The organism is Streptomyces sp. NPDC088766 (assembly GCF_044750845.1).
Classification (GTDB): Bacteria; Actinomycetota; Actinomycetes; order Streptomycetales; family Streptomycetaceae; genus Streptomyces.
Map to the genome: position 1 here is coordinate 18,639 of NZ_JBIVKQ010000025.1, position 16,091 is coordinate 34,729.

A 16,091-nucleotide genomic window follows, 5' to 3' on the forward strand; every position below is an offset into this window, starting at 1 on the left:
CGCGCCCGGGTGCCGGCCCCCGGGGGTACGTCGGTTCCCCGCAGCCGGTGCGGGATCAGTCGCCCGGCTCGGCCAGCACCGGGAAACGGCGCGGGGCCAGGCACAGCAGCACCAGGAAGGCGAGCGCGGCGGCGCCCGCCGCGCCCAGGTACACCGCGTGCACGGCCTCCGCGACCGCGTGCCGGGTCGCCTCGGCGGCGGCGCCCGCGTCCAGGTCGCGCACGACGGAGTCCAGGTCGCCCGTGCCGCCCAGCCGGGCCGCCAGCACGCCGTTGGCGACCGCGCCGAGGACGGCCGCGCCGATCGTCTGCCCGCTCTGGCGGCAGAAGAGGACGGACGCGGTGGTGGTGCCGCGCTCCGACCAGCCGACCGTCGACTGCACGCCGACGATCAGCGGCAGCTGGAACAGGCCCAGGGCCGCGCCGAGCAGCAGCATCAGCAGCGCCGGCTGCCAGGCCGCACCCGGATACGGCAGCAGGGGGAACGCGAGCAGGATCAGCGTCGCCGCGCCGATGCCGAGGAGGGCGGTGTCGCGGAAGCCGATGCGCCGGTAGACGTGCTGGCTGAGGGCGGCCGACAGCGGCCAGCTCAGCGTCCACACCGACAGCACGAACCCGGCCGTCACCGGATCCAGGCCCAGCACCGCCTGGGCGTACGTCGGCAGGAACACCGTGGGCGCCACCATCAGCAGGCCCAGCGCGCCCAGCGCGAGGTTGACCGCGGCGATCGTACGGCGGCGCCACACCCAGCCGGGGATGATCGGCTCGGCGGCCCGGCGCTCGACGGCCACGACGAGGCCGGCCAGGGCGAGTCCCGCGGCGAACAGGGCGAACGACGGCGCCGACAGCCACGGCCAGGCCACCCCGCCCTGCACCAGCGCGGTCAGCAGCACCCCGCCGGTCGCGAAGACCGCCAGCGCGCCCGCCCAGTCGACCCGCGCGCGTGTTCCCGACGTCCGCTCCGGTTCGTGCAGGTGACGCACGATCAGCCACAACGCCACCGCCCCGACGGGCAGGTTGACGAGGAAGATCCACCGCCAGTCGGCGTACTCCGCCAGCAGTCCGCCCAGACCCGGTCCCGCGATCGCGGACACCGCCCACACCGTGGACAGCCTGGACTGGATCTTCGGGCGTTCCTTCAGCGGGTAGAGGTCGGCGGCGAGGGTCTGCACGGTGCCCTGCAGCGCGCCGCCACCCAGGCCCTGCACGACGCGGAACGCGATCAGCGCGCCCATGTTCCAGGCGAGCGCGCACAGCAGCGAGCCGAGCAGGAAGAGGGCCGCGCCGGCGACCAGTACGGGTTTGCGGCCGAAGGTGTCGGAGAGCTTGCCGTAGACGGGCAGGGTGACGGTGACGGCGAGGAGATAGCCGGAGAACAGCCAGGAGAAGACGGAGAACCCGCCGAGGTCGCCGACGATCTGCGGCACGGCGGTGGAGACGACGGTGGCGTCGAGCGCGGCCAGCGCCATGGAGAGCATCAGCGCGGCGACCACCGCTCCCCGCTTCCCGGTGGCCGTGCCCCGCCTCGCGGCTTCCCGTGTCGCGGGTCTGACGTCGCCCATCCCGTACCCCTCCCCTGCCCGTGCCGTGCCCCTTGCACCCATCAGGCCCGGACAGCCTCCCACTTGCCCCTGACCCGACGGGAGGGTGGAGCCTGACCGGGCCTGAGGGTGGACATGACCCCGAGGAGCACTCCGCCTCTCGGTGGACAGCCCCTAGGGGTATCTCCGTACTACGGCTCGGGGAGGGTTCGTACCGCCGGAGGACGAGAGAGGCCGGGGTGGCTCCTTAACCTGGCTTTACGCCGCTGGGGCGGACAACCCCACCGGCCGGAGGTGGGGTTAACCCCCCACGAAGACGGGTCCGAGCCCCAGCGCGCCGCACCCGGTCGCGCCGACAGACTCTTCGACGTAGGACCCAGGACGCAACACCGCACCACGCACCGACGCGGCACCACTCGCGCGTCCCGCTCGCTTCCTCACTTTCGACCTTTGGAGATTCACGTGACTTCGGCTGTGACCATTCCCAGGCACGGGGGCACTGGAGGGCGTACGGCCGTTGCCGCTCGGGCGCGGCAGGTCGTCAAGGCATACGGGTCCGGTGAGACCCGCGTCGTCGCCCTCGACCACGTCGACGTGGACATCGCCCGTGGCCGCTTCACCGCGATCATGGGCCCCTCGGGGTCCGGCAAATCCACCCTGATGCACTGCCTCGCCGGCCTGGACACCGTCACGTCCGGGCAGATCCACCTGGACGAGACCGAGATCACCGGGCTCAAGGACAAGAAGCTGACGCAACTGCGGCGGGACCGGATCGGGTTCATCTTCCAGGCGTTCAACCTGCTGCCCACGCTCAACGCGATCGAGAACATCACGCTGCCCATGGACATCGCCGGCCGCAAGCCCGACAAGGCCTGGCTGCAGCAGGTCGTCGAGACGGTCGGGCTGTCCGACCGGCTCAAACACCGGCCCACCCAGCTCTCCGGCGGCCAGCAGCAGCGCGTCGCCGTGGCCCGCGCCCTCGCCGCCCGCCCCGAGATCATCTTCGGCGACGAGCCGACCGGAAACCTCGACTCGCGGGCCGGCGCCGAGGTCCTGGGCTTCCTGCGCCGCTCCGTGGACGAACTCGGCCAGACCATCGTGATGGTCACCCACGACCCGGTCGCCGCCTCCTACGCCGACCGCGTCCTGTACCTCGCCGACGGCCGCATCGTCGACGAGATGCACCAGCCGACCGCCGAGCAGGTCCTGGACCGCATGAAGGACTTCGACGCCCGGGGGCGTACGTCATGACCGTGCTGAGAACCTCGATGCGCAACTTCTTCGCGCACAAGGGACGCATGGCCCTGTCGGCCGTGGCCGTCCTGCTGTCGGTGGCCTTCGTCTGCGGGACGCTGGTGTTCACCGACACCATGAACACCACCTTCGACAAGCTGTTCGCGGCCACCTCCTCCGACGTGACGGTCAGCGCGAAGGGCGCCTCCGACACCGGTGAGACCACCGCCAAGAACGGCAAGCCGCCGGTCATGCCCGCCGACGTGGTCGGCAAGGTCCGCGGGGCGGCCGGCGTGAAGTCGGCCGAGGGAACCGTCTTCTCCAGCGCCGTGACCGTCGTCGACGCCGACAAGGACAGCCTGTCGCCCACCAGCGGCGGCCCCACCATCGTCGGCAGCTGGAACGCCAACGAAGCCCGCACCATGAAGATCACCAAGGGTGCCGCGCCCGAGAACTCCGGCCAGATCATGGTCGACGCCGACACCGCCGACAAGCACCACCTGGAGCTCGGCGACGAGATCGGCGTCATCACCGCGGTCGGCACCCACACCGCGAAGGTCTCGGCCATCGCGTCCTTCACCGTCACCAACCCCGGCGCGGCGATCTTCTACCTGGACACCAGGACCGCGCAGGAGACCCTCGTCGGCGAGCCCGACGTCTTCACCGACGTCAACGTCACGGCCGCGGCCGGAGTGAGCGACGCGCAGCTGAAGAAGAACGTGGTGGCCGCGCTCGGCGGCGACTACAAGGTGCAGACCGCCAAGGAGACCGCGGACGCCAACCAGAAGGACGTCGGCGAGTTCCTGAACGTGATGAAGTACGCGATGCTCGGCTTCGCCGGGATCGCCTTCCTCGTCGGCATCTTCCTGATCATCAACACCTTCTCCATGCTGGTCGCCCAGCGCACCCGTGAGATCGGCCTGATGCGGGCCATCGGCTCCAGCCGCAGGCAGGTCAACCGCTCGGTCCTGGCCGAGGCGCTGCTGCTCGGCGTCGTCGGCTCCGTCCTCGGCGTCGGCGCGGGCGTCGGCATCGCCGTCGGCCTGATGAAGCTCATGGGCATGACCGGCATGAACCTGTCCACCGACGACCTCACGGTGGCCTGGACGACCCCGGTCGTCGGCCTGGTCCTCGGCGTCGTCGTCACCGTCCTCGCCGCCTACCTGCCCGCCCGCCGCGCCGGCAAGGTCTCCCCCATGGCCGCGCTGCGCGACGCCGGCGCCCCCACCGACGCCAAGGCCGGCGTCGTACGGGCCGTGCTCGGACTGCTGCTCACCGGCGGCGGCGTGGCCGGCCTGTACCTCGCCTCCGCCGCCGACAAGGCGAGCGAGGGCTCCCTGTGGCTCGGTCTGGGCGTCGTGCTGAGCCTGATCGGGTTCGTGGTGATCGGCCCGCTCCTCGCGGGCGGCCTGGTCCGGGTGCTCGGCGCGATCGTGCTGCGGGCCTTCGGCCCCGTCGGCCGCATGGCGGAGCGCAACGCCCTGCGCAACCCGCGCCGCACCGGCGCCACCGGCGCCGCCCTCATGATCGGGCTCGCCCTGGTCGCCTGCCTGTCGGTGGTCGGCTCCTCGATGGTCGCCTCGGCCACCGAACAGCTCGACAGCAGCGTCGGCACCGACTTCATCATCCAGAACGACAACGGCCAGCTGATCACCCCGCAGGCCGTGCAGGCCGTGAAGTCGGCGCCGGGCCTGGAGCGGGTCACCGAGTACAAACTCCTCGACGCCGACCTGACGACCCCCGACGGCAAGACGTCCAAGGGCGAGACCCTCAACGCCGCCGACCCCTCGTACGCGACGGACGTCTCCACCGAGACCGTGGCCGGCAAGCTCGCCGACGCCTACCGGCCCGACTCCATGTCCGTCTTCGAGGGCTTCGCCGAGGAGCACCACCTGACGATCGGCTCGAAGGTCGAGGTCGCCTTCCAGGACGGCACCACCGCCGCGCTCACCGTCCGCGCGATCACCAGCGACGAGGTCGTCATCGACAAGGGCGCCATGTACGCCTCCATCTCGACCGTCGCCAAGTACGTGCCGGCCGAGAAGATGCCGCTCGACCAGCTCGTCTTCGCCACGGCGAAGGAGGGGCAGCAGGACGCCGCCTACACCTCGCTCAAGACCGCGCTGCACGACTACCCGCAGTACACCGTCCGCGACCAGACCGACTACAAGGAAGCCCTCAAGGACCAGATCGGCCAGATGCTGAACCTGATCTACGGCCTCCTGGCACTCGCGATCATCGTGGCGGTCCTCGGTGTGGTGAACACGCTCGCCCTGTCCGTGGTGGAGCGCACCCGGGAGATCGGGCTCATGCGGGCGATCGGCCTCTCCCGCCGGCAGCTGCGCCGCATGATCCGCCTGGAGTCGGTCGTCATCGCCCTCTTCGGCGCGCTGCTCGGCCTCGGCCTGGGCATGGGCTGGGGAGCCACCGCCCAGCAGCTCCTCGCCCTGGAGGGCCTGACCGTCCTCGACATCCCCTGGCCGACGATCCTCGGCGTCTTCGTCGCCTCGGCCTTCGTGGGCCTGTTCGCCGCACTGATCCCGGCGTTCCGGGCGGGCCGGATGAACGTCCTGAACGCGATCGCCACGGACTGACCTCCGGTCGGGCAGGCCGGCGCCGAGGAGCCACGGGGGGCTCTTCGGCGCCGGCTTCGTCGTGCGCGACGTGCCGACTCGGCGAGCTGAAAACCGGCGGTGGGGCAACGCGGCCCGTCCGGCGCTCGAGGACGAGGCCGTCCAGGCCGGAGCTGGGGCCGGTGGCGCGGCGGGGCGGCGGGGCGGCAGCCTCCGGGGCCGGGACGGGAAGGGGCGGCGGGGGCGCAACGACCCGGTCCCGCCGCCACCGCCCCGCCGCCACCGCGCTTTGTCCACAGCCCCGGGCGGACCGCCCCGCCCCGTCGTACCCTGGACACCCCCGGCCCGTGACACGCGTCGGGCCCTTCGCGTTGCCCGCCCAGCCAGGACCACACGCCCCTGCCGACCCACCCGCACCGGACCACCCACCCCGACCCACCCGCACCGGACCACCCACCCCGCCCCACCCGCACCGGACCACCCACCCCGGACCACCCACTCAAGACCACCCACCTCGGACCCCCGGACGGAAAACCCCCTCCATGAGCCTGCACGGTCTGCTCGACGCCGTAGTGAAGGACCCCGCCCTCGCGGAAGCGGTCTCCGCCGCCGCCGACGGCAACCGCATGCACATCGACCTCGTCGGTCCCCCGGCAGCCCGCCCCTTCACGATCGCCGCCCTCGCCAGGGAGACCTCCCGCACGGTCCTCGCGGTCACGGCGACCGGCCGGGAGGCGGAGGACCTCGCCGCCGCCCTGCGCTCGCTCCTGCCCGCGGACGGTGTCGTGGAGTACCCCTCCTGGGAGACCCTCCCGCACGAGCGGCTCAGCCCGCGCAGCGACACCGTCGGCCGCCGCCTCGCCGTTCTGCGCCGCCTGGCCCACCCCCGCCCCGACGACCCCGAGACCGGTCCGGTCTCCGTCGTCGTGGCGCCCGTGCGCTCGGTGCTCCAGCCGCAGGTCAAGGGGCTCGGAGACCTGGAGCCGGTGGCCCTGAGGGGCGGTCAGAGCGCCGACCTGAACGAGATCGTGGAAGCCCTCGCCGCCGCCGCGTACGCGCGCGTGGAGCTGGTCGAGAAGCGCGGCGAGTTCGCCGTGCGCGGCGGCATCCTGGACGTCTTCCCGCCCACCGAGGAACACCCCCTGCGCGTCGAGTTCTGGGGCGACGACGTCGAGGAGATCCGCTACTTCAAGGTCGCCGACCAGCGCTCCCTCGAAGTCGCCGAACACGGCCTGTGGGCACCCCCCTGCCGCGAACTCCTCCTCACCGACGACGTCCGCGCGCGCGCGCGTGCCCTCGCCGAACAGCACCCCGAACTGGGCGAGCTGCTCGGCAGGATCGCGGAGGGCATCGCCGTCGAGGGCATGGAGTCCCTCGCGCCCGTCCTCGTCGACGACATGGAGCTGCTGCTCGACGTGCTGCCCAAGGGGTCTATGGCCGTCGTCTGCGACCCCGAGCGGGTCCGCACGCGCGCGGCGGACCTGGTGGCGACGAGCCAGGAGTTCCTCCAGGCGTCCTGGGCGGCCACCGCGGGCGGGGGCGAGGCCCCCATCGACGTCGGCGCGGCCTCCCTGTGGTCCATCGCCGACGTGCGGGACCGCGCGCGCGAGCTGGACATGATGTGGTGGTCCGTGTCCCCCTTCGCCGCCGGCCTGGAGCCGGAGGCGGACACCCTCAAACTCGGCATGCACGCCCCCGAGGCCTACCGCGGCGACACCGCGAGGGCCCTCGCCGACACCAAGGGCTGGCTCGCCGACGGCTGGCGCACGGTCTTCGTGACCGAGGCGCACGGCCCGGCGGCCCGCACCGTCGAGGTGCTGGGCGGTGAGGGCGTCGCGGCCCGCCTCGACGCGGACCTCGGCGAGATCTCCCCCTCGGTCGTGCACGTGGCGTGCGGCTGCATCGACCACGGCTTCGTGGACCCCGCGCTCGGACTCGCCGTACTGACCGAGACCGACCTGACCGGACAGAAGGCGGCCGGCAAGGACGGCGCCCGGATGCCCGCGCGCCGCCGCAAGACCATCGACCCGCTCACCCTGGAGGCGGGCGACCACATCGTCCACGAACAGCACGGCGTGGGCCGCTACATCGAGATGGTGCAGCGCACGGTCCAGGGCGCCACCCGCGAGTACCTGGTCGTGGAGTACGCCCCCGCCAAGCGCGGCCAGCCCGGCGACCGCCTCTACATCCCCACCGACCAGCTGGAGCAGATCACCAAGTACGTCGGCGGCGAGGCGCCCACCCTGCACCGCCTCGGCGGCGCCGACTGGACGAAGACGAAGGCGCGCGCGAAGAAGGCCGTCAAGGAGATCGCCGCCGACCTGATCAAGCTGTACAGCGCCCGCATGGCCGCACCCGGACACGCCTTCGGCGCGGACACCCCCTGGCAGCGCGAACTGGAGGACGCCTTCCCCTACGCGGAGACGCCCGACCAGCTCACCACCATCGCCGAGGTCAAGGACGACATGGAGAAGTCGGTCCCCATGGACCGCCTGATCTGCGGCGACGTCGGCTACGGCAAGACGGAGATCGCCGTCCGCGCCGCCTTCAAGGCCGTCCAGGACGGCAAGCAGGTCGCCGTCCTCGTGCCCACCACGCTGCTGGTGCAGCAGCACTTCGGCACCTTCAGCGAGCGGTACGCGCAGTTCCCGGTGAAGGTGCGGGCACTGTCCCGCTTCCAGTCCGACACGGAGGCCAAGGCGGTCCTGGAGGGCCTGCGCGAAGGCTCCGTCGACGTCGTCATCGGCACCCACCGCCTGTTCTCCTCGGAGACGAAGTTCAAGGACCTGGGCCTGGTCATCGTCGACGAGGAGCAGCGCTTCGGCGTCGAGCACAAGGAACAGCTGAAGAAGCTGCGGGCCAACGTCGACGTCCTGACGATGTCGGCCACGCCCATCCCGCGCACCCTGGAGATGGCGGTGACCGGCATCCGCGAGATGTCGACGATCACCACGCCCCCGGAGGAGCGCCACCCGGTCCTCACCTTCGTCGGCCCCTACGAGGAGAAGCAGATCGGCGCCGCCGTCCGCCGCGAACTGCTGCGCGAGGGCCAGGTCTTCTACATCCACAACCGGGTCGAGTCCATCGACCGGGCCGCGGCGAGGCTGCGCGAGATCGTGCCCGAGGCGCGGATCGCCACCGCCCACGGCCAGATGTCGGAGGCCGCGCTGGAGAAGGTCGTCGTCGACTTCTGGGAGAAGCGCTTCGACGTGCTCGTCTCCACCACCATCGTCGAGTCCGGCATCGACATCTCCAACGCCAACACCCTCATCGTCGAACGCGGCGACAACTTCGGCCTGTCCCAGCTGCACCAGCTGCGCGGCCGGGTGGGCCGCGGCCGCGAACGCGGTTACGCCTACTTCCTGTACCCGCCGGAGAAGCCGCTCACGGAGACGGCCCACGAGCGCCTCGCCACCATCGCCCAGCACACCGAGATGGGCGCGGGCATGTACGTGGCGATGAAGGACCTGGAGATCCGCGGCGCGGGCAACCTCCTCGGCGGCGAGCAGTCCGGGCACATCGCGGGCGTCGGCTTCGACCTGTACGTGCGGATGGTCGGCGAGGCGGTCGCGGACTACCGGCGGCAGCTGGAGACCGGCGAGATCGAGGAGGAGGCCCCTCTCGAGGTCAAGATCGAGCTGCCCGTCGACGCGCACGTCCCGCACGACTACGCCCCCGGCGAGCGGCTGCGCCTCCAGGCCTACCGGGCCATCGCCTCGGCCAACTCCGAGGACGACGTCAAGGCCGTGCGCGAGGAACTCGTCGACCGCTACGGCAAGCTGCCCGAGCCGGTGGAGAACCTGCTGCTGGTGGCCGGGCTGCGGATGCTCGCGCGGTCGTGCGGCGTCGGGGAGATCATGCTCCAGGGTACCAACATCCGGTTCGCGCCGGTGGAGCTGCGCGAGTCGCAGGAGCTGCGGCTGAAGCGGGTCTATCCGGGGACGGTCGTCAAGCCGGCCGCGCACCAGCTCCTCGTACCCCGCCCCAAGACCGCGAAGGTCGGCGGCAAGCCGCTGGTCGGGCGCGACCTGCTGGGCTGGGTGGGCGAGTTCCTGGTCACGGTGCTGGGGTAGTCACGGCGCCCGGGCGGCGGGCAGGCACCGCTGCGCGAGGTCCGGTCCCCGAGGTGCGGTGCCCGAGGTGCGGTGCCCGGTGTGCGGGCGCCGGGGCCCGCACACCGGCGCCCGAAGAACGAAGGGCGGCACAGGACCGTCCGCGGGAGGCTCGCTTCGCGGACGGCCCGCCCGGTCCGCCCCCGTGCGCCCCTGGCCTACGGTGTACACGGGTCCGGCGGGGGAAGACGCCCTGTGCGGGTGTCAGTGGTCCGGCAGGGGAGGGGCGCGTGCGGCGTCTGAGCGGCGGAGCGGCGACGGCCGCGGTACTGGTGTGCGTCATGAGCGGCTGCACCGACCAGGTTCCCGGCACCGGCACCACCGGGTCCGGACGCACGGAGGGCGGGGGAGCCGCCCTGGCGGCCGCCGAGTCGCTCACCGTGAAGGGGCGGGCGCCGCGCACCGGTTACGACCGGGACAGGTTCGGCCGCGCCTGGGCCGACACCGACTCCAACGACTGCGGAACCCGCGTTATCTCCATGCTTCGCGCCGTGGCGGGTCTGTTCTCGCAGCGTATGGAGGGTGTGGTCGGCTGTGCATGGTGAGAGGCACATGAGTCACAGGCTTCTGTGTACTTGCGGGAAGAGGGCCGTGCTCACGGTCGCCGTTGCCGCCGCGTTCGTTGTGGGCTGTGACGGCCTGGAGCCGGGCGGAAGCTCCACAGGGTCTGGAACGGACGCCGCTGCCGGGCGCGCGGTGAGCCCACTGAAGAATCCCGACGGGACGAAGCCAGGGCTCGCGGCGCTCACGTCGGAGGCGGACAAGGCCACCGCGCGCAAGCTCATCGAAGAACTCGCCACGAAGGGCCGCGGGCCGAAGACGGGCTACGACCGAGATGAGTACGGCTATGCGTGGATGGACACGGCGGACGGAGTACCGCTGGCGAGGAACGGTTGTGACACGCGGAACGACTTGCTGAAGCTCCACGGTCGGAACGTCCGGTTCCGAGTTGGTTCCGACTGCGTGGTCGTTTCGATGGACCTGTACGACCCGTACACCAATAAGGACATCGCCTGGAAGAAGGCGAAGGCGGCCGAAGTGCAGATCGACCATGTGGTCCCGCTGTCCTACAGCTGGCAGATGGGCGCCGCCCGATGGCCGGAGAGCAAGCGCAAGCAGCTGGCGAACGACGTGCTCAATCTGCTTCCTGTCGAAGGGCGCGCCAACTCGGCGAAGCGGGACTCGGGGCCCGCGGCCTGGCTGCCGCCGAACAAGAAGATCCGGTGCTCGTACGCGGTGCGGTTCGCGCAGGTCGCCGACAAGTACGAGCTCCCTGTGACGACGGCGGACAAGGCGATGATGCTGAAGCAGTGCGAAGGCTGATCGAGCTGCAGTGAACTGGGAAAATGCCATCGCTTCCGGATTGTGGGACACATACGCTGCCCACCGTGGCTGACCGCATACAGAAGATCGTGACGAAGTTGCCGGGCTTGAAGAGTGTCACCGACGTGTGGAAGACGGCTGACCGCAGGCTGGCGCTGGGGGACTCTGCCTTCCTCACGGACCTCGGTATCGCTCTCGCTGGGGCTTACGGCTCTGACGCCGGGCGGATATGGCAGTACCGGAGCGTCTTCGACCATCTGCTCCGGCTGCTGGCCACCACGCCCGGCCCCGGAAATGTCGCCGAGGCGCTGCGGCTGGTTTCCTCGACGGAGTCCGCCGGCAGGAAGCTGGACCGTTATGCGGCCTCTCTGCTGGCCTCCAGCCACCCGGTGGAGGAATTGGCCGTGGCGTTCACCGGGCACGCCTCGGAGGAACTGCGCGCCTGCCTCGTCCACGAACTGGTACTCAGGGGTGCCGACGTCACGAAAACTCCGGGGATCACAGGGTGGGCGACGTCGCCGCACTGGAGACACCACCCGCTGGGATGGCTGCCGCTGGCGCTGTCCGATGTGGAAGGGCGGCCGGATCTGCCGAGCTACAGCGCTCGCGGCAGCAGCCACGCTATGCCGTACGGCCCGTCGGCGAATCGCGAGATGCGGGCTGATGCCGGGGCGCATGTGCCGTCGGTCGAGGAAACGACGACCGAAGCGGCCACCAAGGGCATCGGCACCGCTGTGGCGAACTGGGTTGAGGAGTCGAACGGCCGGATCGAGGCACGAGTCTTCGACCTGGCAGCTCCTCTGGAGGTCGAGTCGGTACCGAGCACGCTGCTGGGACTGGGGTTGGAATGCCTGAAGGATGCGGGGAAGAAGACCAGCTTCTCGGTCGCGGCATGCCCGCCGGACCAGGCATGGCGGGTTCTTTTCGCGGCCGCGTCCACGGGAGGTGCCTATAACTCCGGCGCTCGCGGTGCTTACGGACGGCTGGCCGCGTGGCAGTCCCTGGCCGGCCTCTGCGGTACTGCCGAGGGCGCCCCCGTGGAGGAGGTCGAGGCAGGTGCACGGGAGTGCGCCTGGTACGGCTTCGGCGCCGACACCGAGTGGTTCGAGCGCGTGGCCTGGGACATCGGCCTGACCTCTGTCTCTCCAGGACGCCGACGACTGGCGGTGTTGGCCGCGACGGACACCGATTGAGCATGCCGGGGACCCGCTTCGGTGAAGTCCTGACCGTTGGGACGATGTGCCTTGTGGCTGTCCGGTTGACGGGTTGACGGGTTGAGAACCGGACAACCACAAGTGTGGCCATGCAGCGCGGGTTACGGGGCTGGAACGGACCGCATGGCGCGGCGGAGACTGGCTCGTGCGGCGGTGAGGTCGTCCTCCGCCTCACGCAGTTGGCTCTCCAGGGCAGCGATCTGGCCCCTGGCCTCTGACAACGCTTGCTCCAGCGCGGTATTTTGCTGCTCGATCTGCTGTACCCGCTCGAGCAGCTCGTGCTGGTTCACGCCCTCCAATTCGGCGCCCAGGGACAGCCTGACCCGGTTACGAAGCTGATCACGCTCCTTCTTGAGGTCCTTGATCTCTTCGCGGGCCAGTGCAAGGTCCGTCCGTAGTCCGGCCGGTGACACCTGAGGCGCCTCCGGAGCGTGGGAGTTCTGGCGCCCCTGCGTTCGCTGGGTGGTGATGCCGTCCTGAACGGCCTGATGGACCGGGGACTGGTTGTAGACGAACCACGTGGACACCGAGGCTTCCCGGGCTACTTGGGCGACGGTGATCCGTCGTCCCGAGCGGAGAAGGCCGTCCACTGCATCGAGCGCCCGCCTGGTCTTCTCCTCGCTGTCCTTGGCGCGGCTGGCGCGCAGGCGCTCGACCCGTGAGTTCCGGTCATTGCCGCCTGAAGCGGCGTGACTCTTCATTCGGGGCTCCGTGTCGTCAGTGCCTGCAAGGGGACGAAGGCCGCTGCGGAGCGGGCCTTGCGCAGCTCGCGCGAGGCGGATTCGACGACCGCGCGCTCCTCGGCGGGCAGCGCGTCGAGCTTCCGCCGCATCTCGTCGGCCGACTTCGAGTAGGCGCGGATCTGGTCGTCGAGATTGCGCACGACCCAGTCGGCGGCCTCCATCGCGAGGGCGGCCTCCTTGTCGGTTCGCAGGTCCGCGATCTGCTGTTCCAGTGCAGGCAGGTAGGAGGGATCGGGTCGGTAGAAGTCGCATCCGGCGCACTGAAAACGGATGCGGCAGTGCCCGCCGCCGGCCTTGACGTTGCTCGGCTCCGTGCAGCCGCCGTAGGGAACCCCGACGCTTTCCACCTCGTAGGCGAGGGGATCGCCGAATCCGCGGGCTGCTCCGTGCCGGTCGACGGCCAGTGCCGCGACCGTGCGCACGGCCTCCTGCTTTCGGCTGAGGGAGACCTTGTAATAGCCCATGGTCACGTCCAGTGAACGGTGGTCCATGAGTTCCCGCAGGACGTCGGGGCGGGTGCCCGCGTCCGCATGGCGCTGGGCGTACGCGTGGCGGAAGCCGTACGGGACGACCTGAGTGCGGTCGTAGGCGAGCGGGGCGCCGTCCTCGTCGAGCCGGTCGTCCACAAGGTCCGGGATCAGTTCGTCGACCCAGTTCCGGAAGATCCGGTTGCAGAAATGCGAAGTGTTCAGATGCCCGCGGCGCGGACGGTTGCGCTGTCCCGGCGAGGGAAACAGCCACTGGGCGCAGGCCGGTACGGCTGGCAGTGCATCGAGCTCTTTCTGCCAGGTTTCGATCAGCTGGGCGGTGCTCTCCGAGATGGGCAGCCGACGGCCGTGGCGTCGCCGCTTGTGGTTGTCGTAGATCAGCGTCGGTTTGCCGTCGACCCGCTCCAGGCAGTCGCGGTGCAGGCTGGTGACCTCGCCCGGACGTCGGCCGGTGTCCCGGAGGACCGCGTAGACCACCTGGTACATTCGCGCGAAGTCGACGGCCGTCCAGCCGCCGCTCGCGTACCCCGTGGAGGTGCCCAGCAGACCGAGGTGTATGTCGAGCTGGGCGATGACGTGCTCGGGGATCGCACGGCCGAGATCGTCCTCGGTCACTTCCACGGTGGCGATGCTGTGGAAGCGGGGGTTGAGCGCGAACCTGCCGGGCACGTGGTCCATCATCCCGGCCTGACGGGCGTATTCCAGGAACGTGCGCCAGTGGCGGAGCAGGGCTCTGCGGTGGCTGGTGGAGTAGTCGTGACCGTCCTCGGGACGCTTGGTGATCCGGAACAGGTCCACTACGGCATTCATGTCGGCCATGGCGAGGAGCCCCGGCTCATCCCCGTGGGGGCGGCTTGCCAGCGCGGAGGACGCGATGGTCGCCGCGTAGACGGTCTGCCGTAGGTCCATGACGTTGGGGCGTGCCGTGCGGCCGTACTCCTTGACCAGTTCCCGCAGCCAACGTTGCCGTACCGGACGGAAGTCGATGCCGCCGTGGACAGCGGCATACCTGCGGCCGCGCCCTGCCGTCAGCCCGATGAGGGCGCACTCCCATACGTCGCCCGAGGTCGGATCGATGCCCTCGAACTCGACGCGTACGCGCCGGACGTGCAGGAGCACACCGTTCAGGACGCCGGACGCCGCAGCAGGAAGCCCGGAGGAAAAGGAGGCGTCCAGGTCGAGGAGTGAGCCGAGTCCGGCGGGGAGGCCGGCCACAATGCGGCGTACCCGCTGAGGGACCAGGCTGATCCCGGCCTCGTCGCGCTGCTGGAGCCCGTACAGGAGCTCCTGGCGGACCGCGGGGCTCACGCTCGCGAGCGAAAACTGGGAGATGCCCGGCATTGCCCCGTTCGCGGAGGTGTTGGGGCGCCGGCGGGACGGGTCCGGGATGTGCGTGGCGTCGAAGTCCGCGGGATTGCCCAGAAGGTAGCGGGCTTTACGGCAGGCGTCGCAGCGGGATCCGTTGCTCGCCACATGGGTGCCACAGGCACCGACGGAGCATACGAACACGCTGGTCGTAGGGTTGCCGGGATCGGCGGTGAAGAGTGCCTGAGCGGGGTCCCACTCACCCGTGCGCCAGCTCGACGGCAGGCGTGCCGCGAGCCACGACGGCCACTCCGGGGTACCGGGGACGGAGGGAACGGCAGTGGGGCTAAGCAGCGCAATGGTCATCGCAGCAGCTCCGGCGCGAGACTTTCGACGGCTGCGCGGAGGTCCTCGTCCTGCGCGTGCAGGTACACGGCCGTGCTCGCCGAGGAGGCGTGCCCCAGGAGGGTCTGTACGACGTCCGGGGCGACCCCGTTGCGGATCCAGCGGGTGGCGGCCGTGTGCCGCATCATGTGCGGCCGGGCGGTCAGACCACAGCGCCTCCCGATCCGTTCCATCACTTGCTTGGCATTGGAGTACGAGAGCGGACGCCCCGCGTGGACGCCGACGAGGTTGAGGAAGACGTAGTCACAGTCGGCGGAGCCGACTACCTGTTCACGCTCGGCGAGATGATCGCGGTATCGGTGAACCACTTCCGGTGTGAGCGGAACCATGCGAGGCCGCCCGCCCTTGGCCCGCGCCCCGTTGACGTTGTCCTGCCGGGGCCTGACGTGCAGGTGCGCGCCGGCGGTTCGGCAGCCCAGGTGCGTGGAGTCGGGGAGCAGATGCATGTCCTCACGCCTCAGTCCAAGGGCTTCGCCGATGCGGAGGCCCGCTTCCACCAGGACGGTCAACAGCAACCGGTCACGCGCGGTGCGAGCGGCTTCGATGGCCTGCTCCGTCTGGACGCCAGTGAGCGTCTGTGGTGCCCGCTCGATCTCAGGCGCCTTCAGGACGCGGGCTTTGACCATCAGGTGCTGGCCGCCCTCACCGGGATCGAAGCCGGCCGGGGCGTGGGCGAGGAAACGCGGCTCGCTGAGACGCGCGGCGACTTCGTGATCCACGTGCCCCTGGACGGCGCAGAAGCGGAGGAACTCGCAGACCGCGGTGAGCGTGGCGTTGACCGTCTTGCCGGTCGGAGGCTGCCCGTACCGGGTCGGTGTCCGTTCGACGTGGAACTTGAACAGGCTCATGTCCCCGAGCCGGACGGTCTTCCAGTCGGTGCCCCGCTCCGCGCACCAGCTGAGGAAGCGACCGACTCTGGGGATGTACGCGCGCTGTGTCTGTGGCGATCGACCTGCTCCGCGCAGGTACAGGGAGAACTCACGGGCTTCGGGGTGGGGCGCGTACGTCTCCTCGTCGACCAGGAGCCAGGTGGTCTCGCCGGTGGTGGGCGAGACGGCCTTCTCCGTGCGTAACGTCATGGATCTGCTTCCTGTCTCCGTCGTCACTCATGTGTCTCATGGCATGACTGATAACGGTGAGGGACAGGAGTGGGTT

The 16,091-nt window shown here is 70.5% G+C and carries 9 protein-coding genes and 1 pseudogene; 6 read left to right on the top strand and 4 right to left on the bottom strand.

The features are described 5' to 3' along the window. Window positions 1–55: 55 nt before the first annotated feature. Window positions 56–1,561 carry an MFS transporter gene (locus tag ACIP5W_RS28440; protein WP_401479444.1) on the bottom strand — a complete coding sequence of 502 codons (1,506 nt, stop codon included), beginning with the start codon at window positions 1,559–1,561 and terminating at the stop codon, window positions 56–58. A 441-nt stretch (window positions 1,562–2,002) separates the two neighbouring features. On the opposite strand from ACIP5W_RS28440, the gene ACIP5W_RS28445 reads away from it, so the two are divergent. The 6 genes and pseudogenes from ACIP5W_RS28445 (at window position 2,003) to ACIP5W_RS28470 (ending at window position 11,974) form a co-directional block, all read left to right on the top strand. Beyond that, window positions 2,003–2,791 carry an ABC transporter ATP-binding protein gene (locus tag ACIP5W_RS28445; RefSeq protein ID WP_401479447.1) on the top strand — a complete coding sequence of 263 codons (789 nt, stop codon included), beginning with the start codon at window positions 2,003–2,005 and terminating at the stop codon, window positions 2,789–2,791. After that, window positions 2,788–5,367: an ABC transporter permease gene (locus ACIP5W_RS28450; RefSeq protein ID WP_401479450.1), complete on the top strand. Its 2,580-nt coding sequence runs from the start codon at window positions 2,788–2,790 to the stop codon at window positions 5,365–5,367. Before ACIP5W_RS28445 ends, ACIP5W_RS28450 begins: the two co-directional genes overlap by 4 nt. A 521-nt stretch (window positions 5,368–5,888) precedes the next feature. Next, window positions 5,889–9,419 (top strand): transcription-repair coupling factor, encoded by a 3,531-nt coding sequence (mfd, locus tag ACIP5W_RS28455; RefSeq protein WP_401479453.1) that lies wholly within the window; start codon window positions 5,889–5,891, stop codon window positions 9,417–9,419. Window positions 9,420–9,739: 320 nt separating this feature from the next. Further along, a pseudogene (locus ACIP5W_RS28460) lies at window positions 9,740–9,928 on the top strand (hypothetical protein); the annotation flags it as partial. A gap of 82 nt (window positions 9,929–10,010) precedes the next feature. Further along, on the top strand, window positions 10,011–10,781 hold the full coding sequence (locus ACIP5W_RS28465; protein WP_401479456.1) for an HNH endonuclease family protein: 771 nt from the start codon (window positions 10,011–10,013) through the stop codon (window positions 10,779–10,781). 65 nt (window positions 10,782–10,846) lie between these two features. Further along, a complete protein-coding gene (locus tag ACIP5W_RS28470; RefSeq protein ID WP_401479459.1) occupies window positions 10,847–11,974 on the top strand; it encodes a DUF6183 family protein in 1,128 nt (375 codons plus the stop codon). 122 nt (window positions 11,975–12,096) lie between these two features. Here ACIP5W_RS28470 and ACIP5W_RS28475 read toward each other — a convergent pair whose 3' ends face one another. The 3 genes from ACIP5W_RS28475 to ACIP5W_RS28485 form a co-directional block, all read right to left on the bottom strand. After that, window positions 12,097–12,696: a DUF6262 family protein gene (locus tag ACIP5W_RS28475; RefSeq protein WP_401479462.1), complete on the bottom strand. Its 600-nt coding sequence runs from the start codon at window positions 12,694–12,696 to the stop codon at window positions 12,097–12,099. After that, the gene (locus tag ACIP5W_RS28480; protein ID WP_401479465.1) at window positions 12,693–14,534 is read right to left on the bottom strand and encodes a tyrosine-type recombinase/integrase; all 1,842 of its coding nucleotides are present in this window, start codon (window positions 14,532–14,534) and stop codon (window positions 12,693–12,695) included. Before ACIP5W_RS28480 ends, ACIP5W_RS28475 begins: the two co-directional genes overlap by 4 nt. A 359-nt stretch (window positions 14,535–14,893) precedes the next feature. Beyond that, the gene (locus tag ACIP5W_RS28485; RefSeq protein ID WP_401479467.1) at window positions 14,894–16,015 is read right to left on the bottom strand and encodes a tyrosine-type recombinase/integrase; all 1,122 of its coding nucleotides are present in this window, start codon (window positions 16,013–16,015) and stop codon (window positions 14,894–14,896) included. Window positions 16,016–16,091: the final 76 nt, after the last annotated feature.

Bases quoted from the DNA above. Each gene is read 5' to 3' on its own strand.
- ACIP5W_RS28440 (WP_401479444.1), bottom strand. From the start codon at position 1,561: ATGGGCGACGTCAGACCCGCGACACGGGAAGCCGCGAGGCGGGGCACG.
- ACIP5W_RS28450 (WP_401479450.1), top strand. From the start codon at position 2,788: ATGACCGTGCTGAGAACCTCGATGCGCAACTTCTTCGCGCACAAGGGA.
- mfd (WP_401479453.1), top strand. From the start codon at position 5,889: ATGAGCCTGCACGGTCTGCTCGACGCCGTAGTGAAGGACCCCGCCCTC.
- ACIP5W_RS28465 (WP_401479456.1), top strand. From the start codon at position 10,011: ATGAGTCACAGGCTTCTGTGTACTTGCGGGAAGAGGGCCGTGCTCACG.
- ACIP5W_RS28475 (WP_401479462.1), bottom strand. From the start codon at position 12,696: ATGAAGAGTCACGCCGCTTCAGGCGGCAATGACCGGAACTCACGGGTC.
- ACIP5W_RS28485 (WP_401479467.1), bottom strand. From the start codon at position 16,015: ATGACGTTACGCACGGAGAAGGCCGTCTCGCCCACCACCGGCGAGACC.